The organism is Cyanobium sp. NIVA-CYA 375 (assembly GCF_056108345.1).
This window is the reverse complement of sequence record NZ_JBSYHW010000346.1, coordinates 1-663: the sequence shown is the minus strand read 5'-3', so window position 1 is coordinate 663 and position 663 is coordinate 1. Positions and strand designations below refer to the sequence as shown.

Here is a 663-nt window from a genome sequence, read left to right as displayed (position 1 = left end):
CCTCACCCGCAACGATGCCGACGCTCAGGAGCATGTCCGAATTGTCGACTCGCAAGTGCGGACTCTCACAAACTGGCAACGGCAAGTGATTGCACTGCAGCGGAGCGGCAAGCATGATCGCGCAGTCGCCCTGATCGGCACCGGCGATGGCGAGCGCCTGATCGAAGCGTTGATCGACGAGATCGCCCACGTCGAGCTGCACGCCCAGGTCTCACTGGCTGCCAGCACACGCCAGGCCCAGATTCTGGCCCGCAACAACGAGTGGTACCAGTATGGCCTGACCCTTGTCGGCCTCCTGTTGCTGCTGAGCACATCCTTTGCCACGCTTGCTGTCCGCCGCTCGATCAGCGCGGAAGCCGAAGTCCGCGAGGAACTGCACCGGCGGGCGATAACCGATGACCTGACCGGCCTCGCCAACCGGCGCGAACTCCTTGCCTCGCTGGACCGGGCCATCGCCGGGGCGCGCCGCAGCCGCCGCCCGCTGGCGCTGGCAGTGCTCGACATCGATCACTTCAAGAGCATCGACGACAGCCCTGGTCACCCGGCCGGCGACGCGGTCATCCGGCGCATTGCCATGCTCGCGGTCGATGTGATGCGCGGACAGGACACCGTCGGGCGACTGGGGGGCGAGGAATTCGCGATCGTCTTGCCGGATTGCTCGGC

2 protein-coding genes are annotated in these 663 nt (G+C 66.2%); one reads left to right on the top strand and one right to left on the bottom strand.

Going from position 1 to position 663, the window contains the following annotated elements:
- A partial coding sequence (locus tag AC01FP_RS18500; protein WP_474482332.1) for a hypothetical protein occupies nucleotides 1-190 on the bottom strand: 190 nt, incomplete at its 3' end.
- Here AC01FP_RS18500 and AC01FP_RS18495 point away from each other — a divergent pair.
- Nucleotides 170-663 (top strand): GGDEF domain-containing protein (locus AC01FP_RS18495; protein ID WP_474482331.1); only part of this gene is annotated, 494 nt, incomplete at its 3' end. The two genes, AC01FP_RS18500 and AC01FP_RS18495, sit on opposite strands and share 21 nt — an antisense overlap.